The 21,744-nt window shown below is 45.4% G+C and carries 17 protein-coding genes; 12 read left to right on the top strand and 5 right to left on the bottom strand.

Annotated features, from left to right (window positions below; translation table 11 throughout):
• Positions 1-53: 53 nt before the first annotated feature.
• Positions 54-1,808: an IucA/IucC family siderophore biosynthesis protein gene (locus Q4592_RS00350; RefSeq protein WP_303508370.1), complete on the bottom strand. Its 1,755-nt coding sequence runs from the start codon at positions 1,806-1,808 to the stop codon at positions 54-56.
• A gap of 144 nt (positions 1,809-1,952) precedes the next feature.
• Here Q4592_RS00350 and Q4592_RS00345 point away from each other — a divergent pair, with 144 nt between their 5' ends.
• The 11 genes from Q4592_RS00345 (at position 1,953) to Q4592_RS00295 (ending at position 16,087) form a co-directional block, all read left to right on the top strand.
• Positions 1,953-3,110 (top strand): hypothetical protein, encoded by a 1,158-nt coding sequence (locus Q4592_RS00345; protein ID WP_303508368.1) that lies wholly within the window; start codon positions 1,953-1,955, stop codon positions 3,108-3,110.
• 28 nt (positions 3,111-3,138) lie between these two features.
• Positions 3,139-5,364, top strand: coding sequence for a TonB-dependent receptor (locus tag Q4592_RS00340; protein ID WP_303508365.1), 2,226 nt, complete (start codon positions 3,139-3,141; stop codon positions 5,362-5,364).
• Positions 5,365-5,374: 10 nt separating this feature from the next.
• A complete protein-coding gene (locus tag Q4592_RS00335; RefSeq protein WP_303508361.1) occupies positions 5,375-6,145 on the top strand; it encodes an ABC transporter ATP-binding protein in 771 nt (256 codons plus the stop codon).
• Entirely contained in the window at positions 6,142-7,083 is a 942-nt protein-coding gene (locus tag Q4592_RS00330; RefSeq protein WP_303508358.1) for an iron-siderophore ABC transporter substrate-binding protein, read from the top strand. The genes Q4592_RS00335 and Q4592_RS00330 overlap by 4 nt, the downstream gene beginning before the upstream one ends.
• A complete protein-coding gene (locus tag Q4592_RS00325) occupies positions 7,076-8,995 on the top strand; it encodes an iron ABC transporter permease (RefSeq protein WP_303508356.1) in 1,920 nt (639 codons plus the stop codon). The genes Q4592_RS00330 and Q4592_RS00325 overlap by 8 nt, the downstream gene beginning before the upstream one ends.
• Positions 8,992-9,612 carry a nitroreductase gene (locus tag Q4592_RS00320; RefSeq protein ID WP_303508354.1) on the top strand — a complete coding sequence of 207 codons (621 nt, stop codon included), beginning with the start codon at positions 8,992-8,994 and terminating at the stop codon, positions 9,610-9,612. The genes Q4592_RS00325 and Q4592_RS00320 overlap by 4 nt, the downstream gene beginning before the upstream one ends.
• On the top strand, positions 9,612-12,356 hold the full coding sequence (locus Q4592_RS00315) for a GNAT family N-acetyltransferase (RefSeq protein WP_303508353.1): 2,745 nt from the start codon (positions 9,612-9,614) through the stop codon (positions 12,354-12,356). The genes Q4592_RS00320 and Q4592_RS00315 overlap by 1 nt, the downstream gene beginning before the upstream one ends.
• Positions 12,357-12,365: 9 nt before the next feature.
• Positions 12,366-13,679, top strand: a complete 1,314-nt coding sequence (locus tag Q4592_RS00310) for a lysine N(6)-hydroxylase/L-ornithine N(5)-oxygenase family protein (RefSeq protein ID WP_303508351.1) — start codon at positions 12,366-12,368, stop codon at positions 13,677-13,679.
• Between the two features lie 324 nt (positions 13,680-14,003).
• Positions 14,004-15,080, top strand: coding sequence for a DUF3179 domain-containing (seleno)protein (locus Q4592_RS00305; RefSeq protein WP_303508348.1), 1,077 nt, complete (start codon positions 14,004-14,006; stop codon positions 15,078-15,080).
• A gap of 225 nt (positions 15,081-15,305) precedes the next feature.
• The gene (locus Q4592_RS00300) at positions 15,306-15,545 is read left to right on the top strand and encodes a hypothetical protein (protein ID WP_303508345.1); all 240 of its coding nucleotides are present in this window, start codon (positions 15,306-15,308) and stop codon (positions 15,543-15,545) included.
• A gap of 77 nt (positions 15,546-15,622) precedes the next feature.
• Positions 15,623-16,087: a nuclear transport factor 2 family protein gene (locus Q4592_RS00295; RefSeq protein WP_303508342.1), complete on the top strand. Its 465-nt coding sequence runs from the start codon at positions 15,623-15,625 to the stop codon at positions 16,085-16,087.
• A gap of 49 nt (positions 16,088-16,136) precedes the next feature.
• Here Q4592_RS00295 and Q4592_RS00290 read toward each other — a convergent pair whose 3' ends face one another.
• The 4 genes from Q4592_RS00290 to Q4592_RS00275 all read right to left on the bottom strand — a co-directional run bounded on the left by Q4592_RS00290 (position 16,137) and on the right by Q4592_RS00275 (position 20,567).
• The gene (locus Q4592_RS00290) at positions 16,137-17,024 is read right to left on the bottom strand and encodes a LysR family transcriptional regulator (RefSeq protein WP_303508338.1); all 888 of its coding nucleotides are present in this window, start codon (positions 17,022-17,024) and stop codon (positions 16,137-16,139) included.
• A gap of 157 nt (positions 17,025-17,181) precedes the next feature.
• Entirely contained in the window at positions 17,182-18,111 is a 930-nt protein-coding gene (locus Q4592_RS00285) for a LysR family transcriptional regulator (RefSeq protein ID WP_303508335.1), read from the bottom strand.
• A gap of 4 nt (positions 18,112-18,115) precedes the next feature.
• On the bottom strand, positions 18,116-19,489 hold the full coding sequence (locus tag Q4592_RS00280) for an MATE family efflux transporter (protein WP_303508332.1): 1,374 nt from the start codon (positions 19,487-19,489) through the stop codon (positions 18,116-18,118).
• An 88-nt stretch (positions 19,490-19,577) separates the two neighbouring features.
• Positions 19,578-20,567: a zinc-dependent alcohol dehydrogenase family protein gene (locus Q4592_RS00275; protein ID WP_303508329.1), complete on the bottom strand. Its 990-nt coding sequence runs from the start codon at positions 20,565-20,567 to the stop codon at positions 19,578-19,580.
• Positions 20,568-20,883: 316 nt separating this feature from the next.
• Between Q4592_RS00275 and Q4592_RS00270 the strand changes: the two genes are divergently transcribed.
• Entirely contained in the window at positions 20,884-21,729 is an 846-nt protein-coding gene (locus Q4592_RS00270) for an enoyl-CoA hydratase/isomerase family protein (RefSeq protein ID WP_303508327.1), read from the top strand.
• Positions 21,730-21,744 lie beyond the last annotated feature (15 nt).

Genomic DNA, 21,744 nt, shown 5'->3' with positions numbered 1-21,744 from the left:
TCTGTTTGGCTTCTCATCTTTGATGTTACAGACGGCCTGCTCCAATAATCTATTTAGCAACATAAAGGGTTAGATATTGGCTTGCCAATCTCCGGCAAAGGACGCTCTTCGCTATCTCCGTAACCAATTTTAAACCGCACTCTATTAACACAAATCTTTTCAATTTCTGGTTTAAACAAATCAAATAGCTCGAAACGAGGCTTCAGCTCAGGGTGGCTGGCTTGATAATCGCAGATTTCTTCAGCTAGCCAGCGATAAAACTGCTGCTCAGACACCGCAATTCGTTGTAGTTTGGGAGAAACAAAACGTAACACCGTAACAAAGTGCCCTGTCACTAAGTCATGAATTAAATAGTGGGCTGGTAAGCGCGTTAAGGTATCTGCCACTTCTTTATCTAAACTTTCTAGCTCAGGGAATGCTTGATCAATCAAGCGTAAATCGCCATGAAAGTCCTTAATGGTACAGCCTGCAGGCTGATGATTTTCCAATACTAGGGTAATGTTTTGCCCATGCGCCACTAGAGCAACACCATATCGGCACATTAAGTGATACAGCGGCACCACTACATGTTTAAACAGTTTTCTTAACCAAGCTTCAGCGCTAATTTCAGACAGACTAATTAAAGCCACAATGGCAGCTTCGCCGTTGCTATCTTCTTGCATGAGGGTTGCCATCGACATGACTCGCTGATGTTTGGGGATTAGCAATTCAGCCCGTTCTCGCCAAATGCACCCTAGCATTTCGTTATAACGATAAGCACCAGCAGCTATTTTTTGCTGCTGGGGATGGGCGCAAAACACGCCTGCTACCTCTTGTTGAACATGTAGGCCTCGTTCCTTAAATAAGGGATCTTGCGCTGCTAAGTTCGCCAACCAACTGGATAACTGCGGCCCTTGCGCAATAAACTGTCCCGGGATCCCTCGAAAACAAGATGTATTGAGAATGGTTAATGCTGTTTTCAGATCATAAGGCTGCGCTTGGTCAGCGGAGCTTAAGGTTCTAATTGATTGCTGTGCCAACCAATCACCCTTGATGCTGCCTAAATAAATCGCTTCTCCCTGCGCTAAATATTGGGCGTACTGAATTTGAATAAAACGCTCATATTGCCAGGGGTGAACGGCAAAAATATAAAAACCATCCTGCCAATTACTAGGCAATGGTTTCACTAAGGCTGCTAATGCTGCCTCGCCCAAGGTGTCGCGGAGTAAAGTGGATTGCTCTAAGCCTTGCTTAAACCCTACCTTACACAGTTCTTTTTTAATCGCTAGATAGCTAAGTTGAATGCCTTTGGCTGATTCTGGCGCATATTTAGCAAGCTCATCGCTTCCCCACCCTAAGCGTCCTTTATTGGCGATGGCTTTAGGGTGGGCATCTAAATACGCTTGGCGGGACGTTTCGTCTAACAATACCAAATCTGTTGCGTTGACATTTTGTTGCTGTTTCCAGCGAACCGTATCGCTATACAAGGTCTGTTGAATCTCCTCCAGCAGGCCTGCCAAATTAATATCGTTAATATCGATTAATACTTGAATGTCGAGCAGTAATTCAGCCGCTAAAGGTACACATTGGTCATTCACTTCAATGCTTCTTGGGTCTATAAGCAACATGCCCCAAATAGTTTTCTTCGCTTTAAAAGCCCAGCGTTGTTGGGCACCCACAAGCAAATAAGAGCGCAACAGGTGAGGTTCGCCGTCATGCTCATGTTCATGGTCGGTCTCAAACTGAAGCCGTTCTTCGAAATGCAGCTCACTTAAAATTTTTGCTACCAAATTTACGTTTGCGGCATGCCAATGCGCTTCGTTAAACATCACTTCTCCTAATCCTTTGTAAAAGCAGGTTTATTTTTTATTGCTGTTTTTGTTATGAAGATATTGACATAGGCCACAAAAATACACAATGATAATGCAAATTATTATCATTTGTATTTGAGTTGTATTTTGCTGTATCGCGGCTTGTTAGTTCTTCTAGGTCTTAACCAAACACTGGTGCTGGCGTTTTTGCCGGAGCTTTCGCTGTTGCTAGGTTTTAGCCATTCCGAAAAAGACCTAGGCTTCGTTGCCTTAGTGCTAAACGTAAACCTAATTAGCTATTGGTTTGGCGTTACATTTTGGGGAAGTAAGCTCAGTAAACTTGGTTTGTGGCGTAGCACTGTTTTAGCGATTAGCGGTTTTTTACTCGCAAACTTGGTGTTTTGCCTCACCCTGTTTGTTAGTGAATCACCATCGCTTTTATTAGTGTCTGCCAGCCGCTTACTGCTAGGCCTATTTAGCAGCGCATTTATCATTCTAGCGCACAGCTACCTAGCAATAATTAACAACAGCAATGTTGGACAACTGGCTAAAACCAGCGGCTCAATTACTATTGGCAGACTACTAGGCCCCTGCTTCGCCCTGCTGCCTTTGGTAGGCCTTTGGGTCTTGAGCGCTCCAGTGTTGTTTGCCTTAATAGCGCTGATTTACTGCCTGGTAGCGAAGTCAGGCTGGCCAGCTGAGACAGAGCAAAACAAACCTTTAGCTACACCGTCCTCTCTTCCTGAGTCTCTGCCATTCAAATACATCTTACTGCTGGCTGTATTCACCACTTCACTGGTTAGTACGGTGCAATATTTGATACTGCCACTACTGATTGGTTTTGGTTATCAAGGCGCCCAAGCAACCCAAATTTACGCCTCATTACTGCTCTATTTAAGTGTAATCATCATCGTGTATCAGTTTGTGTTGCTTCCTTTGTTTGCTCGCAGCCAAGCACGCTTACCCGCAGCATTAATCGGGTCGCTACTCGTCGGAGCCCTGCTACTCAGTGCACCTCTCTCAAACTGGTCATTTGTATTGTTGGCTTTAGCGGTAATGGCATTTGCTATTTCAGGCTTACCGAGCTGGTACAGCCAACAGGCCTACGCAAACAATCCTTCGATTTCGTTTAGAGCAAAACGAAGTGCCTTTTTAGCGAGAGCTCATACCGCCGGTTACTTAATAGGTACCGCGGTAGCTAGCGCTAGCTTAATGCTGGGTATTCCCCTGCTCACTCCTATTTGGGTCTTTAGTTTGGCGATGGTCGCGCTGGTGTTGGTCGTCAACCAGCATGCGCGATTTCAGCCAGCCCCAAATTAATAATAATCACTACGGTTCAAGGAAGATAATGAACAAACTTAGCACTTTAAACACAACACTAACGCCTATAGCTTTGGTGTTATTTGCTAGCTTTAGCTACGCCAACACTACTTTAGATACGGTAGTGGTTACAGCAAACCGGGTAGATACCACTATTTCAGATATTGCCGCCACTATGTGGGTAATAGACCCAGAACAAATCGAACGCGAAATTAATACTGGCGCTGATTTAAAAACCGCACTAGGCCGTTTAATCCCTAGTTTTGATTTTGGTAATGAAGGTCGGACTAACTTTGGCCAAAACCTTCGTGGTCGTTCAGCCTTAGTAATGATTGATGGCGTATCGTTAAATTCTACTCGCGCGATTAGCCGCCAGCTAGACAGTATTAATCCTTTCAACATTGCCCATGTTGAAGTGTTATCTGGTGCTACCTCTATTTATGGTGCTGGCGCAGCAGGCGGCATCATTAACATCATCACTAAAAAGGCCACCGCAAACGAGACTAAGGTTGAGTTAAAAGTAGATGCCTCATCGGGCTTTAACAGCAGTGACGATCTTAATAAAAATGTCGCGTTAGCGGTATCTGGTGGCAGTGACAAACTACGTGGCCGCTTATCTGCCGCCTATGAAGGTCGCGGTGCAGCTTATGATGCCGATGGGCAAATGATTCTGCCTGATATCACCCAAACCGATTTACAGTTTAATCAAAGTATCGACATTATGGGTAATGTTGAATTTGAACCTACCAATGAGCAACTTTTATCGCTAACGGGGCAATATTACAACAGCGAGCAAGATACCGAATACGGTACTTATCTAGGGCCTAACTTAGCGGGTATTTTTGGTGCTCCTGAGCTCATTAGCATTCAAAAGGGTTTGCAGTTAGAGGAACAACCAGCCACCGAGCGTTTTTTGATTAATGGTCAATATCGCCACGATAACTTGCTAAACCAAACCATGTTGGCGCAGGTTTACTACCGCAGCGAATCGATGCAGTTTTACCCTTTCCCATCAATTTATCGTGTAACAGGGTCTCCGCTTCCCGGCAATAGCTACCCGCTATACGGCGCATCGTTACAAGAAACCGATGTATTTGGCGGCAAAATTCTGTTCATTAAGAACATAGATAGTTTAGAAATAAATTACGGTATAGATGCCGAGTCAGAATCGTTTTCTGCTAAGCAAAAAGTCTACGACACCAATACCGCCCTATCCTCTGGCGGCATGAACTTTAAACAAGTGCAAACCCTGCAACGCTACCCAGATATTGATACCCAAAAGCTGTCAGCTTTTGGTCAAGCAAACTGGGAGATAAACCAAGATTGGGCGATATCTGGTGGCTTGCGCTACCAATACATTGAACACGAAGTCGGCGACAACGTTGGTGTATTGCAGCAGCACCTTGCTGGCATTGGTGCTTATGGAGGCGCTTCGCCAGATACCATTGAAGGCGGAAAAACTGACTACAGCGAATTGCTGTTCAACCTAGGTGCTATTTACCGAATTACCGAGCAACAACAATTGTGGGCCAACTTTAGCCAAGGTTTTAACCTACCCGACCCCGCCAAGTATTACGGTAACGGCACTTACAATGGCACTTATGGAGATGGCCCAACCTTAGTAGACAGCATTAACGTTGCCGACAATCGCCTTGAAGGAGTAAAAACTAACTCGCTAGAATTTGGTTGGCGAATTGCACAAGCCGATTACGACGTTCAATTAGCCGCCTATTACTCGCTGTCAGATAAAACCACCTCCTACGACCGAAGCAATTTAGCAGTAGTGGTGAATGACGATGAACGCCGAATTTATGGCCTAGAAGGACAAGCCAATTATTCGTTTACCGAAGACTGGTACGGTGGCGTTCAAGCCCATCTAATTAAAAGCCAAACTAAATCCGATGGTTCTTGGTCTGCGTTAGCGGCAGAAGAAACTAGCCCCTCAAATGCGGTGCTACGGGGTGGCTACGACAATTTGAACTACGGCGCCGAACTGCAATGGCAAACATTGGCTGACTACAGTGACGACAATGGCGGCGAGCTTAAAGGCTATTCACTGGCTAACCTCAGCGCCTACTACGCACTGCCAATTGGCCGAGTTAACTTTGGTATTCAAAACCTGTTTAACAAAGATTATGAAACCCTGTGGTCGCAACGTGCGCAGATCCTTTATAGCAGCATTTCAGCCCCTGAATTGTTTAGCTTTAAAGGCCAAGGCCGAACCTACGCACTTAGCTACAACGCTGAATTCTAGAGGATAGTCTTTGTTTACTTTTAATCATATTTCCCTCCAATTGGGGGGGAATACCATCCTCAATGATATGAGCGGAAAGATTGCCAAAGGTGCGGTTACCGCGCTGATTGGCCCTAACGGTTCGGGCAAAAGCAGCTTGTTGTCGGTATTGGCTGGCTTGGTAAAGCCCAGCGCTGGAGACATAAGTTTTGCGCAACAGCCGCTCTCAAGCATTAGTCGCGCACAGCTGGCCAAACAGCTCGCTTTGCTTCCGCAACGAAACCCAGTGCCCGCCACTTTGAATGTGGCTGACTTGGTTTGTTTTGGGCGCCACCCTCATCGACCTTGGTATAAAAACATCTCAAATGACGATAAGCAGATTATCGACTGGGCGATGCAGGAAACAGGCGTAAAACAGTATGCGTCGCAGTTGCTTACTGACCTATCAGGAGGAGAGTTGCAACGCACTTGGCTGGCGATGGTTCTTGCCCAAGATACCGAGGTGTTAATGCTCGATGAACCCACTTCGTGGCTAGACATTTCTCATCAGCTAGGTTTGCTAAAGATCGTCCAACGCTTAAATCAACAATACAACAAAACCATAGTGTGGGTATTGCATGACTTAAACCAGGCCGCCCAATTCAGCGACCAAGCTATGTTGATTAATCACGGGCAAATTGTGAGCAGTGGAGACGCCCGCTCAGTGATCAATGCCAAAGACGTTAGCGAAGTGTATCAGACCCCGGTAACTTGCCACCAAATTGGCTCACAACAGGTTTTGTGGCCGGAGCAACAGCAATGAGACGTTTTACAAAAGCTTTAGCGGCTATGCTCATGCTGATTCTTTCACCACCAAGCTTTGCCCAAGTTACTGAGGTGTGTTTAAGCAACTGCGTAAGTTTACAGCAGCCTGCTCAACGGGTTATCGCACTGAACTGGTCTGCCGCAGAAATGCTGCTAACGCTCGACGTTGTACCGGTTGGTTTAACCCTCACCAAGGGCTACCAAAAGTGGCAAACTAACCACCCAAGGTTACCCGAACGGGTCACTGAAATTGGTCGTCGCCAAGAACCTGATCTCGCAACTATTGCTCGCTTAAAGCCAGATTTAATTATTGGTTATGAGTTTCGTCACCGCCGAATATTAGACGCCTTAGAGCAAATTGCCCCTACTTTGTTGTATCAGCAATTCCCTAGTGCTGACCAACAAACCTTTAGTTACTTTAAGCAATCCCAGCGGGTATTCAGTGGCATTGCTAAAGCAGTAAATAAAACGGATCAAGCAAGTGCTGTATTGGCGCGCTTAAACACGCGATTAGCCGAGTTAAAACAGCGCATTGCCGCCCAAGGTTTAAGCAATAAAGCCGTGGCCTATGCCAAGTTTGTGGGCATGGGATATGGTTTGCGCGTATTTACCGATAAGAGCTTAGCTGGCGCAATTAGCCAGGAGCTAGGGCTGCGTTACGCATGGCAACAAGGCTTACCCGGTAAAGATTTTATTCACTTACAACTAGAGCAACTGCCAAGGCTTAGTAACAGCCATTTATTGTTGGCCGGCAATCAAGTCGACGGTGAACGAATGATGTTATCTCCAGTATGGCCTCTATTGCCATTTGTTGCGCAGAAGCAATTCTCTGACGTTGAGCCTTTGTTTAGTTTTGGCGGCCCACTTTCATCACTAAAAATGGCCGAAGCATTCGCCCAGTCTTTACTCAACTGGCAGGAGAGTAACCGTGGTTAAATCCATCTCTTCTAGCCTAATGGTCTTACTGTTGCTGATGGCTGCTTATTACTTAAGTAGGCCAGAGATAGCCAACCAAGAATTGGCGCAAGCCATGCTAAACAATATTTGGCTACCTACCGCCATTATGTCTTTATTTACCGGCGCCCTGCTCGCCAGCTCAGGCTTTCTGATTCAAACCAGCTTAGATAATGATTTTGCCTCTCCTTCTACCTTGGGCATCGCCGCTGGCGCGTTGCTCGGCGCGGTGCTAACCCGCGTATTATTGCCCGAGGCAAGTCTTAATTTAGTTTGGCTTGGCGCACTAATAGGTGGATTTTTACTCTCGTTAGCAGTGCTAGCAGTTAGCCAACTGATCGGCGGCGGTAAGCTACCGGTGGTGTTAATTGGCATGGCTTTAGGCTTAAGTGCCGGGGCCCTATCGTCGTTGTTTATGCTCTACTTTGAAAACCAAACCGACGGATTGTTTCTTTGGGGAAGTGGCCAGGTATTACAAACCAATACTCTGGTGTTAGAACAAACTGCCCTACCGATGTTGGTCTGTTTATTACTGAGTGTGGTGGTACTGCCTAAGCTAGCATTATTCTTATTGGGTGATACTCATGCAGCCGCTTTAGGCCTCGCCATAAAACCTTGGCGTTGGACAATATTGCTGTTAGCCATTAGCCAAGCTGCTTTGGCCACGTCTATTGTTGGTATGATAGGTTTTGTGGGTTTAATGGCTCCGCATCTAACACGTTTGGTATTAAGGCTTAGCAAAGGAGCCAACAATATCGCCCTGCAGTGGTTTATCACCATTGTTATTGGTGCAGCGCTGGTATTAGCCGCCGAGTGGTGTTCACGAAGTTTGTTGTTCTTGGGCTATCGCTTACCCACTGGTGCATTTACAGCGCTGTTAGGTGCACCTTACTTTGTGTTTTTATTGTTTCAACGCTCTGGCAAGGCCTTAGCCGCGGTAGAAACTCAACACTTAGGTTTAAAGCCCTTTATTCACGCCAGCCCCACCCTTGTTATTGGCGCCCTCAGTGGCTTGTTAGTTGTTAGTTTGTACTTTTGCTTAGCCAAGCCACAAGACATAGGTGCGGTATGGATTAACCAGCGAGTATTATTGGCCGCCTTTGGTGGTTTTGGTTTGGCTTGTGCCGGTACCTTGTTGCAAACCTTGTTTAAAAACCCCATGGCCAGCCCTGATATATCTGGGGTAAGTGCTGTGGCAGTATTGCTGATTGCTTGCGTATTGGTATATTTCCCCGCCGCCAATCAATTGCAGCTTACTCTAGCAGCGTTAGTAGGCGGTAGTGCGGTAATGGCCTTGCTGTCATGGGGGCTAAAACAACAACTCAGCGTGTCTCAATTGGCTTTATTTGGCATTGTGATTACCGCCTTTGCTGGCACTGCAACCCAAATATTACTCACTTTTGGCAGCTCCACCGCGTCGGTCACCATGATGTGGTTAGCGGGTACCACCTATGGGGCAACGTTTGAACGCATCATACCCATCGCCAGCATTACTACCCTTAGTTTATTGGCCATTGTGCCCCTTTTGCGACAGTTAGACTTAATGCCATTGGGCGAAATATTGCCAAAAACCTTAGGCGTAGCGCTGCAAAAGCAACGGCTACTGTTATTGGCTATTTCTGCCCTTCTCACTGCCATTTGTGTTTCAAGCATTGGCTCCATTAGCTTTGTAGGTTTGCTTGCCCCGCACTGCGCGCGCCTTTTAGGTTTATATCGCCATAAACACCTTATCCCTGCTTCGGGCATTACTGGAGCAATATTGCTGATATGGGCCGACAGCTTAGGCCGAGGACTCATGGCGCCCAACGAAATCCCTGCCGGCCTTATGGTGTCGGTAATCGGGTCTATCTACTTTATTTTGCTACTTCTGATTAGCTACAGGAAACGGACATGAATGCCATTAGCCAATTTTTAAATGAACGAGTGTCTTACCACGTTCATGAGCTGCAACAACCAGCGCCCAAGCCACAACAAATGACAGAGATACTGCAAGCGGCTATGAGCACACCCGATCATGGAAAACTAAAGCCTTGGCATTTTTTAGTGGTTAATCAACAAAATATTGAGGCGCTTATCTCACTGTTGCAAACCGCTTGGCAAACTGCCAACGCGAGCTTAGAGCCACAACGCGCCAAACGCTTAGCCAGTTATTTAAAACAAGCCCCCAGCATAGTGTTGGTTTCAGCCGAGCTTGCCGAAGACAGTCACATTTCTAAACAAGACCAAATATTTTCGGCTGCAGCAGCCTGCCAAATGATTTTGCTGTCGGCCGATGCGCTGGGGTTCGGCGGCGTATGGTATAGCACCGACGCCGTTGAACTCCCTAACGTTAGGCACTTGTTAGGTTTACAAGACAGGCACCACCCGGTGGGATTTTTAGTCATCGGCAGCCCAATCACCAAACGAACTAAATCGCGTAGTAACGTGGCCGAGCTCAGTGTTGAGTGGCAAGGCGCGGCTACTGTAAGCCCTTGGGGATCAACTCAATCAGTTAAGCAGGAACAGCAGTAATGAAGACTCACGCACTTTGCCATCAGTCATTTTTCAACAGTTTGCTGGCCGAAACCGCTAACAAGCATTTAGAAGGCAATTCAGTTTTTTTGCCCTTATCAGCAAGCTCTAGCCTAGAGATTAAGTTGAGTTATGTATCGCCCAGTTGGCGGCACCGCTACAGCGGAGAACTGGTGTTACATCAAGCTCAACAACAAACAAGAATCTTATTTGAAGTGGCATTAAAATTAATCGTCGAGGGTTTGTACCCTCAGCTAAGCAAAGAAGAAAAAGCGCTATTTCGTCAGCGTGTCGAAGATTCTAATCATTATATTACTCGAGCCGAACAAGCTTTAAGCCAGCGTTCCAAGCTTACTTTAGACCAGTTTATTTTGTCTGAGCAAAGTTTGACTGGCGGCCATAGCATGCACCCTGCAGGAAAAAGTTGTGAACCCTTAAGTGAACAACAACAAGCCCAATATTTGCCGGAGTTTGCCAGCAATTTTGCCATTGAATGGTTTGCGATTCACTCCTCTCACTTGGTCGGCGAAAGCCTTGTTGGAGACTTAGCAGACAAACTAAAACAGCTTTACAGCAATAGTGAAAAACAGGCCAATCAAGCTAATGGCGCTACATTCACTGCAGATCAGCTAGAAGATAAACAATGGGTGCCCTTCCCTATGCACCCTTTACAAGCCAAAGCCTGGCGTGAGAGTGAACAGGCGCTAAGCCTTGCCGAAGTGGTAAAAGACCTAGGAATAGAATCTGCAGGCTGGACAGCCACATCGTCTAGTCGGGCTATTTACCATCCCCAGCAAGCTTGGATGCTAAAGGTCTCGCTACCAGTCAAACTCACCAATTCCTTACGCTTACTCACCAGTAAAGAAGCCAAACGAGGTATTCAGTTCAGTCGCTTACTTAATACCCCCGCGGGTGAAGAGCTGCGTCAGCGCTTGCCTGATAGCTACTTTATAGAAGAACCCTTATGGGCAAGTGTTACTGGCATAAACGGCGAAGTATTAGACCTACCACTGATTAGCTTTAGAGAAAACCCATTCCATCAATCACATGCTGCTAACAGTAAATTAAATACTGAAAACATGTTTTGCTTGGCAAGTGTAAACCAAGTTAACAGCGCGCAAAAAGATGCCAAAGTGGTTCACTGGATTAAGAGCTACGCACAACAACACCAATTATGTTACCAGCACGCTTCGCTTAAATGGGTGTCAGCGTTTTGGGACAAGGTGATTAAGCCGCTATGTATTGCGCGCACCGACTACGGATTTGTGCTGTTAGCCCACCAACAAAATATTCTTGTTAAGATTGAAAAAAACCTACCTAGCGGCGCAGCGTATAGAGATTGCCAAGGTATTGGTTTAACCAGCCAAGCAATGAGTTTGTTTAAACAACAGTTTGGCGACGAAACGCCCGAGTACTTTATGGAGGCTGAGCAGGTAAACCCCTACCATGCCTACTATTTAATCGGCAACAGCCTACTAAATACCCTTGCCGCTATTGGTGCCGCAGGTTTGATCAGCGAAACTAAGTTATGGGATTTGTGCCGGGATAAAATAAGTGAGTTGCAAGCAAGCCATCCTCAAGATGGTTCTTTCTATAGGTATTTACTTAGCTCTCCAAGCTTACATTGGAAACGTAATTTTTATTGCTTCTTGGCGAATCACAACGAAGCCACGCTAGAAGATCCTAGCCAAATTTACTGTTCTATCGACAACCCTTTTAAACAAACTAAGGCACCGCTGCTCACCTTTAAAAAGCTCGCAGGTGGCAGAACGCTATGTTTCGAAGATGAACAACTCCCTGACAACGCAATAACGTTTGCGGTAAGAGAAAATGGCGAAACGCTGGCGAGAGGCACCATAGAAAACCATCAAAACTGCTGCCAGTTGCGCTTTGGTGGTGATGACTCCACATTAAACGCACTATATAAAACAGACGATTTGTTATGGTGGAGTATTGCGGAACATGGCCTATTCAAGCTTAAGCTCGACGCCCTAAAGTGTGACTACTACCCAGCCTCTGCCAAACACGCGGTTAATCAATCCGAATTGAATGCCTTAACGTTGCAGCAATTTTTGCAGCTAGCGCCGCTATGGCGAGAACAACAAACTGCCGCAAAAAGTGCTGAGCTAATACGCGCCGACAATGGTAATAAGCATCCGATTCGTCCTGCAAGGCCTCGTGGCCAGGTATATAGCCGCTACTTTTACCACTTAAAACGCCAACTCACCTTTCGGGTCATTGATAAAGACCGAGATTTAGCCTGCTTTAATCGTTGGCATAATCACCCCAAAATATTTCCGGTTTGGGAACTAGAAGGCGATAAACAAAGCCATAACGAGTATTTAAGCAAAATGGAAAAAGACCCACATCAATATGCCGTCATTGGCGAATTTGATGGGGTACCGTTTGGCTATTTTGAAGTGTATTGGACGGCAGAAGATCGCTTAGGTCCTCATTATAGCTATCAAGAATACGACCGTGGCGTGCATATTTTAGTGGGCAACTTCAACTTTAGGGGCGGCGTGTATTTTGACACTTGGGGCTGCGCAATATTGCAGTACTGCTTTTTAGATGAAGCTAAAACCAACAACGTAATGGGCGAACCAAGGGCCGACAATCACCGGGTGGTAAGCATTACCGAACGACTGGGTTTAGAAAAACAATTTGAGTTCGATTTTCCACACAAACGGGCGGCATTACTGCAATGTAGCCGCCAGCGATTCTTTAATCAATTTGCCATTTAGGGACTGAATATGAACACACAAACAGTAGATTTACTCGGCGTTGGTATTGGCCCTTTTAACTTGAGTATTGCCGCATTAGCCAGCACAAAGCCTGATCTTTCAACGCTTTTTTTAGAACGTAAAAAGGCTTTTGCTTGGCACCCTGGGCTGCTACTAAATGATGCAAAAATGCAAACCTCCTACTTGAAGGATTTGGTGACAGGCATTGACCCCACCAATCCCTATAGTTTTTTAAATTACTTGGTAGAACAACAAAAGCTCTACCCCTTTATTGCCTCAGGCCAGTCGGTGATTTCACGTATCGAATTTTCCCATTACCTAAGCTGGGCAGCACACAGCTTAAACAATACTCGCTTTAACCAAGACGTTCAGTCTGTTGAGTTTAATGGCGACGTCTTTACCATTGAAACCAGTGAACACAGTTACCAAAGTAAACACTTGGTCGTTGGCACTGGTATGCAACCACAAGTGCCAACTTTTTGTGAGCCCCACATTAGCAATACCTGTTTTCATGCCAGCGAATTAGACTTGAGAAAACCTAATTTAACGGGCAAACGTGTGGCTATTATTGGCGGAGGACAAACCGGTGCTGATGTATTCCAGCACCTGTTCGACAAAACCTTCGGCGAAGTAGCAGATATAAACTGGATATCGCGCCGCTCAAACATTGAAGCACTAGATGAAAGCTGCTTTACCGATCAGTATTTTATGCCTGATTATGTGGATGGATTTTATCACCTAGCGCAAACTACCAAAAACAGTGAAGTGTCTCGCCAAAAACTCACCAGTGACGGAATTACAAACGACTGCTTACAAGGCATTTACCAGCGCCTTTATCACGACCGTTATGTGCTTAATAATCCAAGCTGGTGGTCTATTCAGCCCAATCGAACACTGATTTCGCTGGCGCATAACGAAAATGGCTACAAATTACACTTGGAGCATGGTCTCACCCACGACAATACTCAAATCAACGCCGACGTAGTGATATTATGTACCGGTTACCGCCGTGCACTGCCGAGTTGTTTAACCAAACTAGCTTCGCAAATCCCTCTAAACTCACAAGGCTTGCCAGAGCTTTGTCCTGATTTTAGCGTGAAATGGCCAGCAGCTAACAACCGTATTTACATGGTGAATGCCGGCATTCATAGCCACGGTATTGCCGAGCCGCAACTCAGTTTAGCCACCTGGCGAGCTGCAAAAATTATTAACCATGCCAGCGGCAAAAACCTTTATGAAATAGACCAGCAAGAAGCCATTGTAGATTGGGGACTATCGAGCCCAGAAGTGCTCATTCAGCCAAAAGCAAAAGCCGCAGTTTAAAAGTAAAAAGCACGGCGTTTGCCGTGCTTTTATGACGCAAAGAACTTAGTTAAACACTGCGAACTAAGCCTGAACGGCTAACAAACTTAAATAACGAGTCTGCATTATTGAACCATTTAGTGGAACAATGCTTTCCAGCCACTCGGCTTACTCTCTCATCATCCTCATGACAAAATTCACTCAACTTATAGCCACTTAGTTAGCGCCATCGCTCACAAGCACAGTGAGAACAGCGACAACGTGGTTAGCCCTAACAACTTTTAGATTGTGTTAATCACTAGCGTCAATAGCACCAAATTTACCAGGTGCTCTGAGGAGATAACGATGAAGATATTTTTTAACTTATATGCACTGCTGCTGGCTAGCTTCGCTATTTTTTGTGCGGTATTAATGACCGAGCCAGGTCAAACCATTGGCGTACCAAGAGACTTAGTGCTGCACTATTTCCGCTACATGCCTTATTACTGGACAGCACAAGCATTGGCTTTAGCTCTACTTTGGTTGTTAAATAGCAAAGGGAAGTTTTGGAAACCACTATGGATGGGCTTATCCACTGCAGGTGTAGCGCTTACTTTCTGGGCGCAGTCTTATGCAATGCCTACCGCTTTCCCTACTGAGCAGTTTAACGCACAGTACTTCTCAACCGAAGATGCGGATATGTTCATTCCAGAAGAAGACTCACGGGTTTATGTAGTTGAGCTAAAAGGCGAAACCTTTATCTTCCCTCGCTACCACCTACAAGTACCGCATGTTGCTGGTTTTGAACAAGACGGTGTTGAGTACGCAGTTACCTATTGTGGTTTATCTAACTTACCAATGGTAGTAGAAACAGACTACGGCTTGGGTAAATCTAACTTACAAGTATTAGGGCAAGTGCATAACAACCTAGTATTCAAAGACACTAATAACGGTACCGCGATTCAGCAAATTACTATGCAGTCTGAATTTACCGAGCATCAAACTACGGTACACCCAAATACCCAAATGGAATGGGAAACGGCTAAAACCTTATACCCAGATGCACAAGTATACGTTTATGGTATGGAGCGTTTAATCGACCAGGTATTACTTGGCTTATTTGAACAACCACTGAAAGACCAACGTAACATTGATAATCCAGACTTTATCTTTGATACCTTGAACTTGGCTGATACTAGAATTAACCCGAAACAAGAAATATTTGGATACGACAACGGCCAAGAGCAAATTGCAATTGACCCAAACTTTGCCCACAAAAATAATGGCTTCACCTTTGAGTTAGGTGGTGAAACCCTGCAGATATTTAGTGATGGCGAGATTGTTAAGTTGCTCAATGAACAAGGTGAACAAGTGGCTATCCATAACGGTGTTCACTACGGTATTTGGACGCAGTTTTTTCCAAACACAGTAATACTTAGCTAAGCGACGACCAACAAACATCCCTACAAAGGCCGCTAATGCGGTCTTTACTATTTAGCGCCATCCGATTTTCACCGCTGTTTCACCAAGCCTTTGGCTTACGCGGCTTTATCCAATCGCCAACTGGCCGCAATACTGGTTAACTCTTTCTATCAACAATAAACACCCTAAAGGTGTCCAATACGATTATCAAGTACTCTAAAGGATGTTGATAATGGTGTCATTGAAATGCAGCGACCAAACAAAAACTTGTTGCTTTCCACCCTAAGAGAAACAGTTATGAAGAAGCTATTTGTTGTAAAAACTGCAACTGCAGCGTTAATTGCCTCTGCTGCCAACGCAGGCTCTTATAATACTTTTGAAGCTAATGGGAATGCATTTGTTGCAGGTTCCATGGAAGCGTCATCCAAGTACAAGACTGCATCTATTGATAGCTCTGCAGATTACCAACAATACCGATGGCAATAATTACACGCGCAAAAAATCGTCGAATACATTCAATCCTCAAAGCCCTTTATCAGGCTATCACCTCAAGAGAACAAGCTATGAATATCATCAACTTTTTAATTGGTCTTGCGCTGTTAGTGCTTACTATGGCGTCACCGGGTGCCGCTTTTGCTAACGACAGTAAATCAGAAGTATTAACCGCAGTGCATGAAATGTGGGATCATGCGAGCAACGCCGATGTAGATGCAATGTTTAGCAAAGCGCCTGATAACCACACTTACGTAATGGCTGGCCACCCTCTTTGGTCAAAGCAAGAGACGCTGGGTTTGTATGGTTTAGCCTTTGATGGCGTAGTAAAACAGCACTTAAAAACCCATAAAGAGCAAGTAACGCTGTTATCTGACACTGTTGCTCTTTATGTAGCAGACATGCATTACAGCCAATTTGATGTTAATGATCACACCCTAGAGTCTGGCCCTTATGTCATTACCGTTGTCTTAAAAAAGGTCAATGGTCACTGGTTAAACATGCACTCTCACCAGTCATTCCCCGCAACCAACTAAAGACAACAACTTAAACTGCCAGGCCAGTTTTAGCAGATGTTAAAGTACATTACTGACTAATCCGGTCTTGCAGTGCCATGGCTTTTTCCAAAAATATATCGCCAGCCATGCTCAGTTCTTTGTTCTTATTATGCATCACCGACCCATGCCAAATGATTCGATTGGCCCCCTCCAAAGAAAACTCATTTAAGTCTCCAGAATCTAAGTAAGGCTGCACAATATAACAAGGTAATCGACACCAACCAGTGCCAGCAAGCATCATAGCAATGCTTTCCTGCGCATTGTTAGAGATGATATTTCGGTCACTGGATACATACACCTCTTGGTGACCCAGTTGATAAATAAACTTAGGCACTATTTGGCTAAGCTTTGCTACCTCTTGTTCGCCGAGAACGCTGCCTTGAGTAACGACCTGCTTAGCCGCCACCTCTACCATACTAAAATGAAAGACATCAATTTGAGCTAACTCACTTTGCTCAACTAGTGGTGAAAATACTAAACCAAGCTCTGCATCGCCTGCGTTCACCCAATCCAATACTTGCAGGGTTTCGCCGCTTAACACTTCTAATTCAATGGTAGGAATTTGACTCAATACTTCCAAGTAGCATTCGGTCACTTGCTGGCAAACTAAGCTGTTATCAATGGCAACCTTAAACTCATTCGGCAAGGCTTGGTCAAATGCCGTTAGCTGGCTATCAAATTGTTGGGCGTCTTGCATAATCCTTTTAGCAAGCCGAAACAATATTTTACCTTCATCGGTAATCACTAGCTGGCGCACTTTGCGTTCAAACAAGCTCAAGTTACAGCTATCTTCTAAAGCGCCCACCAGCTTAGCAATAACTTGGGGGCGCTTATTTAGCAGCATACCAGCTTGCTTAAAGCTGCCTGACTCCACCGTACTAACAAAGGCTTGAAGTTGGCTCAGTGAGTAATTCATCTTAGTACTCTTGGAGGTAAGTTGTTTATTTATAGCATAAACACCCTTAGGGTGTTTTCTTTTATCTAAAAGCACTTATTAAGGTGTGAAAAAAGTCTCTTACCTAGCCCTTTACTGAGAACATAGAGTCCATGAAATGAGGATGGCCACTTTTTAGTTATGCGTCTGCAGGCAGGGTATCTCTTGCTTGAGTATCTTCGCACCAATAAGGCGGACTGCCAAAGCATTGCAAAAAATAGTCAATAAACACTCTTACTTTAGGTGCAAGCAAGGTCGCGCTGGGGTAAACAGCCCAAATAGCGGCGTTATCGAGTAGCGGATAATCCTCCAATACTTGCACCAGTTGACCCGACTTAAGCTGCTCATAAGCAATCCAAGTTGCGCACTTCGCCAAGCCCATTCCATCAGCACAAAGATCGCGAACGGCCTCTCCATTATCAACGCGGATATGCCCTTTTACCTTAAAGTTAAAAGGACCATTAGTGGTAGCAAAATTCCAATGGGCTAAACCTGCTTGCTTTATACATTGATGATTTACTAACTGCTCAGGATTTTCCGGTTTGCCGTGTTTTGCTAAATACTCAGGAGATGCACAAATAATACGTTTATCCGCCGCCAGTTTTCGCGCAATCAGGCTTGAGTCATGCAATGTGGCGTTACGAATAGATACATCGAAACCTCCTTCAACTAAATCAAAAATACTGTCGCTTAAAGAAATATCCACCGACAAATCTGGGTACAACGCCAAAAACTCTTTTAAGGCAGGAATGATATGCATTCGCCCAAAAGAAGACGGCGCGGCGATTCGAAGCACGCCTTGAGGCAGAGCACTGCCAGAGCCAACAGAGGCTTTTCCTGCATCTACTCTTAACAGTATCTCTTTAGCATGAGGTAGAAAGGCGACGCCTTCCTCGGTAAGCGATACCTTACGGGTCGTTCTATGCACTAATCGCGCACCTAAACTCTCTTCAAGACGGCTAATATGCATACTAGCAACCGGTGGAGACAAATCTAATTCTTGGCCCGCTTGGCTAATATTATGGGTGGAGGCTAGCCTCACAAACAGTTTGAGGTGTTCTATGTTCATTACATTAGCTCGGTAGTAGCCTTACTTGGCGTTGATTGACAATGGTATTGCCAGAAAGATTGCTTTTAATATAGGTGCTTAGCTTATACCACGCGAATCCCCCCGCCAAAAAGTTAGCGGCTGTAGCAGCGATAACTACGTGCAATACGCTACCGCTTAAGATGCCTATCAGCAAGGCCGGAATATACAGTACGAACAAGCGTGCGAGTGATACTAATAACGCGATTTTAGCTAAACCTAGTGCGTTAAAAATCGATGCTACCACCATGCACAAACCTAAGGTTCCATAACTAAAAGGGATGATCCATAAAGCGCTGCTTAGCCAAAGCTGAATCCCCATATCTTGACTCAAGGTAGGAATCAGTTGTTGAGAGGCCAATGCCAGAATCACCGCCACCAGCAGATGATATACCAATACAAACTTTGCTGTCGCGCTGACCACTTGCGCTATTTTCTCTGGCTGCGCCTTTCCTAAATAACGCCCTATCATTGGCGGAACAGACATGGTTAGCGCAAGGGTAAATACCAACAAAAAGCTTTCGATGCGAGCAAGCAAACTCCAAAAAGCGATCTCCTCTGTGCCCATCCGCGCAATCAGCATCATTCCTACAAAAGCGCCTGCTGAAGGCAAAAGCTGATTAGCAGTAGTCGGTATAGCCATATTGATAAGAGCAGTAAAATACTTGAGCGTTTCAGGCTTAAAGCGGATAGCGTGAAACCAGTTTTTATTGTTGGCTTTTAGCAGCATAACAAGGGTACTGACACCATAACCTAAGGTAGAGGCAATCGCCGCCCCCTGAATGCCCATATCCAAAGTAAAAATTAGTAAGGGATCGAGGAGCAAGTTAATCACACTCGCCAGAACAAACATGGCTCCGGTTGTTTTGGTATCGCCATTGGCCCGATAGACACAAGTAGCCAAATAAAGCGCCGCTCCCGTGCTAGCGCTTAACAACCACACCGGCCAATAATCCGCGAAAATGGCTAACAGCAACTCAAATTGCGCTTCGTCCGGCCCGCGCTCTACAAACGAAGCAAAGATGCTGTTCGTAAACACAATCAATAACAAACAAATAAGGGCAATAAACAACAAACCAAAGATAAAAGCCAAACTGGCGGTAACCCCAGCCTGAGCATGTTGCTTAGCACCTGCCGCACGAGAGATAATCGATGTTGCAGCGACCCCAATGCCTACTTGCAAACCTATTAAGCCAGCTTGAAATGGCAGAGTAATACCGTGAACGCTTAATTCATTTAAGCCCAAGCGACTAATGAATACCGAGTCCACTAGTTGCACTAGCATTACCGCAAACAAGCCTAAGCTGAGTGGCAGAGTCTTTTTGATGATGAGGGTTAATGTTGGTGATACAGCTAACATGGTAGTGTTCCGAAAGGGGTCTAAACAAGCCTTCCTAGCGAGGAGATAAATGGCTTACCGTAGGGTAAGCCATTAACGTTGGTACAGTTTACTCTAGGTCTACAACCACTTTACCAATGGCTTTGCCACTGGCTAAGTAAGTGTGAGCATCACTGACGTCATCTAGCGCAAAACGCTTCTCGTCTAACACTGGCGTTAACGCGCCTTGTTCAATAATTTTAGCGAGCTCAGCTAAAATTTTACCGTGAGCTTCACGACCTTGGTTATGAATCATTGGGATGAGCATAAACACTACGTGTAGCGACAAGCCCTTCATATGAATCATCGACAGGTCTAGCTCTAAAAAGGTTAGGGTTGTGGCGATTTGACCATTTAACTTAGCCGCTTCCACCGAGTTTACTAAGTTAGGACCACCTACTGAGTCATACACCACATCAAAACCCGCACCTTGGGTATAGCGAGAAACGTAGTCGGCCACAGGCTCAGCGGCAAAATCAATCGCGGTAGCGCCTAACTTCTCTATCAGCTTAGCTTGTTCGCCCGCAGCGCCAGTTGCATATACTTCAGCACCGTAGAAACGGGCTAACTGCACGGCTAAATGCCCTACACCGCCTGCGCCACCGTGTACTAACACCTTCTGGCCTCGACTAATGCCTGCGCGAGTCAAACCTTCAAATGCGGTAATGCCCACAAGCGGAATAGCAGCTGCTTCGCGCATGCTTAAGTTGCTTGGTTTGCGAGCGATTAACTTAGCATCGGCCAATATGTACTGGGCTAAGCTGCCAGGTAAATCACCTAAACCACCGGCACAACCATAGACTTCATCACCAACATTAAAGTCGCATACGCCTTCACCGACTTCTTCAATAGTACCCGCGAAATCCATTCCCAACACCGCTGGCGCAGGAGGAGAAAACGGCAAGCTTTCCCCCATTTCTCGAATCATCATGTCAATAGTGTTAACACTGGAAGCGGCAATACGAACCACAACATTGCCCACTGTAACTTGTGGCTTTGCTAATTCTGCTGCTTCAAACACTTCAGCGCCACCAAACTCTCGAACAACCATTGCTTTCATAAACTTTACCCTAAACATTGTTGGAATGAAGGCAGTGTATTCAGCTTTGTCACAAATGATAATTCAGCTTAATAAAGAATGAGTTTTAAGATTTCGTTAATAATCCTTTGAAGAGCCTTACTGAGTAGATAGGCAAGCAATCAATGCGTTGCGAGAGCTACACCAAAACACTCAAATAACCTTTAAATTTTGCTTAACACTGTTTCTATATCTGCTTAATTGTTGAGCAGTGTGTCAACTGATACCTTGAATTTGGACTAGGTGCTCGCTGCAGGTTGTGAGCATCACAAAGCAAATGGATAAAAGGAACAACACTATGGCTTACCAGGGCTACACAACATTTAACGCAGAACAGCAAGGTGGCATTTTGTATGTCACCTTTGATTTTGGAACAGTGAATGTACAAGGCCAGGAAATGCTGGCCGACTTAAACGGCTTAGCCTTGCGCTTAGAACGAGACCGAACGGTAAAGGTGGTGGTATTTCAATCGGCAAATCCAGAGATATGGGTCTGTCACTACGACACAAATTTATTGAAGGATATGTCTACCGAAGCTGTATCGCGAGATGAAGTCACCCTTCTCGACCTGCAAGTAGTATTAGAGCGGATCAGCAAACTACCACAAGCAACCATTGCTAAATTAGAAGGTTTTGCCCGAGGCGGTGGTCATGAGTTTGCCTTAGCGTGTGATATGCGTTTTGCCGCTCGTGGCAAATACAAACTGATGCAAATGGAAGTGGGGATGGGCATTTTGCCTTGTGGCGGCGGCGCTTCTCGCATGGCGCGCCAAGTAGGTTTAGGTCGCGCCTTGGAAATCATTCTTAGTGCCCGTGACTTTACCGCAGATGAAGCCGAAGCTTATGGCACCATCAACAAAGCCTTAGAACCTGATGAAATTGGCGAATACGTAGATAATCTAGCGCAACGTATTGCCAGCTTCCCCGCTGAATCTATCAACGCCTGCAAACAAGCCGTCTATGAGTCAATTGATAAACCCATCGACGAAGCGCTTAAAGCAGAAGCGTATTGGCTATACCAAGCCACCAGCAAAACTGCTGCGATTAAACGCTTCACCGTGGCAGACGAGCAAGGCCTTGAGCACGACATAGAAAACCAACGGAACTGGAATCAACTAGTAATGAATGTTCAAGACATTAACTAGTTACAACTAGAGAGT

Source organism: Agarivorans sp. 1_MG-2023, from assembly GCF_030548385.1.
GTDB lineage: Bacteria > Pseudomonadota > Gammaproteobacteria > Enterobacterales > Celerinatantimonadaceae > Agarivorans.
Note: the sequence above shows the minus strand (reverse complement) of the source record. Positions and strands in the feature narration are given on the sequence as shown.

Bases quoted from the DNA above. Each gene is read 5' to 3' on its own strand.
- Q4592_RS00310 (WP_303508351.1), top strand. From the start codon at position 12,366: ATGAACACACAAACAGTAGATTTACTCGGCGTTGGTATTGGCCCTTTT.
- Q4592_RS00350 (WP_303508370.1), bottom strand. From the start codon at position 1,808: ATGTTTAACGAAGCGCATTGGCATGCCGCAAACGTAAATTTGGTAGCA.
- Q4592_RS00290 (WP_303508338.1), bottom strand. From the start codon at position 17,024: ATGAATTACTCACTGAGCCAACTTCAAGCCTTTGTTAGTACGGTGGAG.
- Q4592_RS00295 (WP_303508342.1), top strand. From the start codon at position 15,623: ATGAATATCATCAACTTTTTAATTGGTCTTGCGCTGTTAGTGCTTACT.
- Q4592_RS00270 (WP_303508327.1), top strand. From the start codon at position 20,884: ATGGCTTACCAGGGCTACACAACATTTAACGCAGAACAGCAAGGTGGC.
- Q4592_RS00285 (WP_303508335.1), bottom strand. From the start codon at position 18,111: ATGAACATAGAACACCTCAAACTGTTTGTGAGGCTAGCCTCCACCCAT.
- Q4592_RS00330 (WP_303508358.1), top strand. From the start codon at position 6,142: ATGAGACGTTTTACAAAAGCTTTAGCGGCTATGCTCATGCTGATTCTT.
- Q4592_RS00315 (WP_303508353.1), top strand. From the start codon at position 9,612: ATGAAGACTCACGCACTTTGCCATCAGTCATTTTTCAACAGTTTGCTG.
- Q4592_RS00320 (WP_303508354.1), top strand. From the start codon at position 8,992: ATGAATGCCATTAGCCAATTTTTAAATGAACGAGTGTCTTACCACGTT.
- Q4592_RS00305 (WP_303508348.1), top strand. From the start codon at position 14,004: ATGAAGATATTTTTTAACTTATATGCACTGCTGCTGGCTAGCTTCGCT.
- Q4592_RS00275 (WP_303508329.1), bottom strand. From the start codon at position 20,567: ATGAAAGCAATGGTTGTTCGAGAGTTTGGTGGCGCTGAAGTGTTTGAA.
- Q4592_RS00300 (WP_303508345.1), top strand. From the start codon at position 15,306: ATGCAGCGACCAAACAAAAACTTGTTGCTTTCCACCCTAAGAGAAACA.
- Q4592_RS00340 (WP_303508365.1), top strand. From the start codon at position 3,139: ATGAACAAACTTAGCACTTTAAACACAACACTAACGCCTATAGCTTTG.
- Q4592_RS00280 (WP_303508332.1), bottom strand. From the start codon at position 19,489: ATGTTAGCTGTATCACCAACATTAACCCTCATCATCAAAAAGACTCTG.